Genomic DNA, 5455 nt, shown 5'->3' on the forward strand with positions numbered 1-5455 from the left:
CTTAAAAATCTTCAAATTTTATCCTTTTTGCTCCGCTTTAAATTTCGCGCGCGGCGCGCAGCTTGATTCCAAAATGTTGCGAAATTATAGTGAAATTTTGCTACAGCCCTCATAAAAATGCGGAATTTCTAAAGAAAAACGTGAAAAATTAAGCCCGTTTAAAAGGCTAAATTTAATGCTCTCCGCTTGCCGCGCAGAGCTTTTACGCTCCTTAAAAATTTCAAATTCCGATGCCGCGCCGAATTTGAGCGAATAATCAAAAATTCATTTCAAATTTGGTAAAATCAAGCGAATTTATTTTTAAGGAAAAACATGGACGAGGGAAAGAAAAAGACGCTGGATGCGGCGCTAAAATCAATCGACAAAGCTTTCGGCAAGGGCACGCTCGTGCGGCTGGGCGATAAGCAGGTCGAGCCGATAGACGCCATCTCTACGGGCTCTGTAGGGCTTGACATCGCGCTTGGCATCGGTGGCGTGCCGAAGGGGCGTATCATTGAGGTTTACGGGCCTGAGAGCTCGGGTAAGACGACGCTCACGCTTCATATCATCGCCGAGTGCCAAAAGGCGGGCGGAATTTGCGCATTCGTAGACGCCGAGCACGCGCTGGACGTCAAATACGCTTCAAATTTAGGCGTCGATACCGACAATCTCTACGTCAGCCAGCCCGACTTCGGCGAACAGGCGCTCGACATCGTAGAAACCTTAGCAAAGAGCGGCGCGATCGATCTTATCGTCGTAGATAGCGTCGCTGCGCTCACGCCGAAAAACGAGATCGAGGGCGATATGGGCGATCAGCACGTAGGGCTTCAGGCGCGACTTATGAGCCAGGCGCTGCGTAAGCTCGCCGGCGTCGTGCATAAGATGAATACGACGGTGATCTTTATTAATCAAATCCGTATGAAGATCGGTGCGATGGGCTACGGCACGCCAGAGACGACGACCGGCGGCAATGCGCTTAAATTTTACGCTTCGGTGCGCATCGATATACGCAAGATCGCTACTTTGAAACAAAACGAAGAGAGCATCGGCAACCGCGCCAAGGTCAAAGTCGTGAAAAACAAAGTGGCGCCGCCGTTTAAGATCGCGGAATTTGACATAATGTTCGGCAAGGGTATCAGCAAGGTGGGCGAGTTGATCGATTACGGCGTCAAGCTCGATATCGTCGATAAAAGCGGCGCATGGTTCAGCTACGGCGACACTAAGCTGGGTCAAGGTCGCGAAAATGCTAAAATTTATCTAGAGAATAACCCTGCCGTCGCTGAAGAGATCACGGCAAAAATCCGCGAGCAGATGGGTAGCGTAAATTTCAGCGCAGACGCGGACGATGAAGAAAATTTACAAAGTGGAGATGAATGATGATTTATATCGAAGATGTTTATGCGATAGAGGTGCTAGATAGCCGTGGCAACCCGACCGTGAAAGCGACCGTGGCTCTAAGCGACGGCACCGTAGCAAGCGCGATAGTCCCAAGCGGCGCAAGCACGGGCAAACGCGAGGCGCTGGAGCTTCGCGACGGGGGCGAGAGATACTGCGGCAAGGGCGTACTAAAGGCCGTTGAAAACGTAAATTCGCAGATCGCCGAAGCTGTGATCGGGCTGGATGCATTTGATCAAAAGGCGCTTGATGATGAGATGAGAGAGCTTGACGGCACCGACAACTACTCAAATTTAGGCGCGAACGCCGTGCTTGGCGTATCTATGGCGATAGCGCGGGCAGCGGCCAAAAGCCTTGACGTGCCTTTGTATCGCTACCTGGGCGGCGCAAACGCTAGCGTACTGCCGGTGCCGATGTTTAATATCATCAACGGCGGCGCGCACGCGAACAACAGCGTGGATTTTCAAGAATTTATGATTATGCCGTTTGGATTTGATAAATTTAGCGACGCATTGCGAGCGGCAACTGAAATTTACCACACGCTAAAAGGTCTACTAAACGCGGCGGGTCACAGCACGGCGGTCGGCGACGAGGGCGGATTTGCGCCAAATTTAAACGATAACGAAGAGCCGATCAAACTCATCATGCAAGCTATCGAAAAAGCGGGCTACAAAGCGGGCGAGCAGATCAAGCTAGCTCTTGACGTCGCAGCTAGCGAGCTGTATGAAAACGGCAAATATAAACTAGAAGGCAAGGAATTTAGTAGCGAAGAGCTGACCCTGCGATACGCGCAGCTTTGCGAGAAGTATCCGATATTTTCGATCGAAGACGGCCTAAGCGAGGACGACTGGGCGGGCTGGGCGAAGCTAACGAGCAAGCTTGGCTCTAAAGTGCAGCTCGTGGGCGACGATCTTTTCGTAACGAACGAGAAAATTTTGCGCGAAGGCATCGCCAAAGGCGTAGGTAACGCGATTTTGATCAAACCAAATCAAATCGGCACGGTTAGCCAAACTATGCAGACGATCCGCCTAGCACAGCGCAAAGGCTACCGCTGCGTGATGAGCCACAGAAGCGGCGAGAGCGAGGATAGCTTTATTGCAGACTTCGCCGTCGCGATGAATACGGGCCAAATCAAAACGGGCGCGACCTCAAGAAGCGAACGCAACGCCAAATACAACCGCCTGCTTGAGATCGAGCGCGAGACGGACGAGTTTTTAGGAAGCCGAATTTAAAATGTTTTTTAAAAAAAAGTCCAAACGGGGCTTAAAAGGCGGCGCGCAGCGCCTCTATACGGACGGAGCGGATTATACGGATACGCAAGGCGGATATTCAGACGCAGACTTTGACGAGGACGATTTTTTTGACGATGATGAATTTTATAGCGATGAAAATTTTGGCGGAAGCTTTAGCGAGGTAGAGGCTGGCTTCCGGAAAAATCGCAACGGAGCTTCGCGCGGTATAGACGAAACAGGCTCTGCCCCTGATGCCACAAGTGGTAACTCTAATTTAAGCGGCAAAAGCTTTGCTGCAAGCGGAAACTACGAAGGCAGCGCGCAAGCAGACGCGGGCTTTTACGGCGCAGAATTTATTGGGGGTGGCGATTTAAAGAATGCAGAATTATACGCGAAAGAAAACCACTTCCCAAACGACGCGGGTTTTGCGGCTCAAAGTGCAGACTACAGCTCTCAAGGCACGAGCTTTGCGGCGCAAGACATAAATCCTGCCACGCAAGGATTTTCTTTTGCGCCGCAAAACGCAGATCCTGTCGCTAAAAAAGCTTTAAAAAAGCGTAAAAATTTAAAAGAACGGCTGAATTTTATCAATCCGTTTTCGCCGCTTAAGCAGATTTTTGCAGCTCTTGCGCTGATCGTCTGCGTCGTTTTTGCGGGCATCTTTGTGGGTGACGTGCTATTTGGCAAACGATCGTTTGAAGTGCTGCGCCAGCTGCAAAAAGAAAAGGCGTTTTTATTCACCGACGTCGAGCGGCTAAAAGAGGAAAACGCTGAGCTGCAAAAGCTTTATTTAGAGCGTCGCTCGCTCGATCCGGACCTTAAAAAATGAAAAAAATTTCTTTGCTAATTTTAGGTCTTTGCGCTTTTTTAAACGCAGAGAATTTAAATAGCGCAAATTCCAACGCTACGAAACCTAGCATCGTCGCGGTAAAAGAGCAAAATTCTACCGATTTGGCGATTAAAGAGCCAAAGACAGGTACACAAAGCCCAAGCGCTAAAAAGCAAGCTGTAATGAAACCTGAAACATCTAAAAGCCCTACCGCAGCAATGCAAAAAAGCGCCGCAGAAGCAAATTCTAGCGTCAAAGTAAGCGTCGCCAAAAAAGCCGTGAGCGCACAGCTCTCGCAGACCGAAAAAAAAGCTCCTGCGCCCAAAGCGGGCATCGGCGCTCCTTCGCAGGTCATTAAAACGGAGCTGAACTCTTCTGCGCAGCTTTCAGCTGCGACGCTTCCGCCTCCTGATGAGTTACCGATCGTGCCAGAAGTAAGCGAGCCAAATTCTACGATAGCGCAAAATTTTAGGGCGGCACAGAATTCTACAGCGCAAAATTCTACGGTGCAAAACTCCACTATGCAACAAAACGCGCAATCTGCTCCGCAAAATTCCAATCCGGCGCAAAGCTCCGCCGCCACGTCGCAAAATACTCCCGCGCCTAAAAATTTTACGCAGCAAACCTTTGCGCTTCCCTCCGACGCCCTTACGATCGAAAGCTTAATTGTGCGATATAGGGACGACGACGGGGCTCTGCATGAAAAGATCGTTGATATCAATCGCTCGATTGACTGGCACGATGATTTCGTGCTAAGCGCGAGCGCTAAACCCGCGCTACATAGGGCACTGGACGTCTCGGTTACTTCGACTGATCCAAATTTACAAAAGCAGGCCTCGCAAAGTGGCATCACGCCTAGCTTCGCGCCGCGTCTGGAGCTACCGCTAGAGACGCTTAAATTTGACAACGGATTAAAATTTGTCATCCGCAAAGACAGCGTGCAGCTCATCACCGCAGACGATTTCAAAAGCTCTGACGCAAACGCTTCGGGCACGCTTGAAGCGGAGTTTTGGCGTCAAGAGATCCCGCTTAGCGGCGCGAGCTTTGCTGTAAATATCGGTGGCTTTAGCGATATTAATGTCACTAAAGAGGACGGCTACTACCGCATCGGCGTGCGCTCGCGCGAGGGTAACCTCAGCATCAGACGCAAAGATGGCGGGTATTTGATCTACAAAAATTCTAATTAAGGAGAGACTATGACACATTTAGAGATTATGAAATTTCGCCACGCGTGCAAAATTTTTGACGAGAACAAAAAAATCGGTAAAGCCGATTTTGACGCCATTTTGCAGGCAGGCATCTTAGCACCTAGTTCTACGGGGCTAGAGCAATGGGACTTTTTGGTTGTGCAAAACAAGGCGCTGCGCGAGCAGATCCGCGAAAAATCGTGGAATCAGCCGCAGATCACCTCTTGCTCACATCTGGTCGTGATTTTAGCAAAGATCAAGGACATAAAGCTAGGAAGTGATTATATCGAGCGAATGATTACGCGTAAAAAAGATGAAGCGCCTAAATATATCGGCGACAGGCATAAATTTTATCAAGATTTTTTAAGCGGTTATTTTCACAACGACGATGAGGAGCTATTTAATTGGTCGCACGCGCAGTGCATGTTCGCAGCACTTGCGATGATGAACGAGGCTGCAAGCCGCAGCATCGACAGCTGCCCTATGGAGGGCTTTGATCGCGCGGCGCTCGGAGAGATTTTGAATCTAAAATGGAATGAGCGTCGCGTGGCGCTACTCGTGCCTTTCGGCTACCGCGTAAATCCACAGCCGCAAAAGATCCGCCGTAGCATGGATGACGTAGTAAAGTGGATCGAATAAGCTGGCAAGCGCTTTTGAAGCGCTAAGCTTGAGGCGCAGTAAATTCCAAACCGAGTGCGAAAGCGCGGTACGCGCATTCTTAGGAATTTACCGCGCTTTAGCCTTTTTCTCGCCCATAAATTTTGTGCGGCGAGATTTAAAATTTTATAAAATCACCGAAAATTTAAACGAAGGAGCGAGCGTGAAAAAAATGT

5 protein-coding genes are annotated in these 5455 nt (G+C 49.6%); all 5 read left to right on the forward strand.

Annotated features, from left to right (window positions below):
• Window positions 1-312: 312 nt before the first annotated feature.
• Genes recA through Q0224_RS03435 form a run of 5 tightly spaced genes read left to right on the forward strand, consistent with a single transcriptional unit; the run spans window position 313 to window position 5261 of the window.
• On the forward strand, window positions 313-1356 hold the full coding sequence (gene recA / locus Q0224_RS03415) for a recombinase RecA (RefSeq protein ID WP_297897512.1): 1044 nt from the start codon (window positions 313-315) through the stop codon (window positions 1354-1356).
• Window positions 1356-2606: a phosphopyruvate hydratase gene (eno, locus tag Q0224_RS03420; protein WP_297949101.1), complete on the forward strand. Its 1251-nt coding sequence runs from the start codon at window positions 1356-1358 to the stop codon at window positions 2604-2606. Before recA ends, eno begins: the two co-directional genes overlap by 1 nt.
• Before the next feature lies 1 nt (window position 2607).
• The gene (locus Q0224_RS03425) at window positions 2608-3435 is read left to right on the forward strand and encodes a hypothetical protein (RefSeq protein ID WP_297949096.1); all 828 of its coding nucleotides are present in this window, start codon (window positions 2608-2610) and stop codon (window positions 3433-3435) included.
• Window positions 3432-4622 (forward strand): hypothetical protein, encoded by a 1191-nt coding sequence (locus Q0224_RS03430; protein WP_297949097.1) that lies wholly within the window; start codon window positions 3432-3434, stop codon window positions 4620-4622. The genes Q0224_RS03425 and Q0224_RS03430 overlap by 4 nt, the downstream gene beginning before the upstream one ends.
• Before the next feature lie 9 nt (window positions 4623-4631).
• Window positions 4632-5261: an NAD(P)H-dependent oxidoreductase gene (locus Q0224_RS03435; protein ID WP_297949099.1), complete on the forward strand. Its 630-nt coding sequence runs from the start codon at window positions 4632-4634 to the stop codon at window positions 5259-5261.
• Window positions 5262-5455: the final 194 nt, after the last annotated feature.

The sequence above is a fragment of the uncultured Campylobacter sp. genome, from assembly GCF_938002845.1.
Taxonomy (GTDB): Bacteria; Campylobacterota; Campylobacteria; order Campylobacterales; family Campylobacteraceae; genus Campylobacter_B.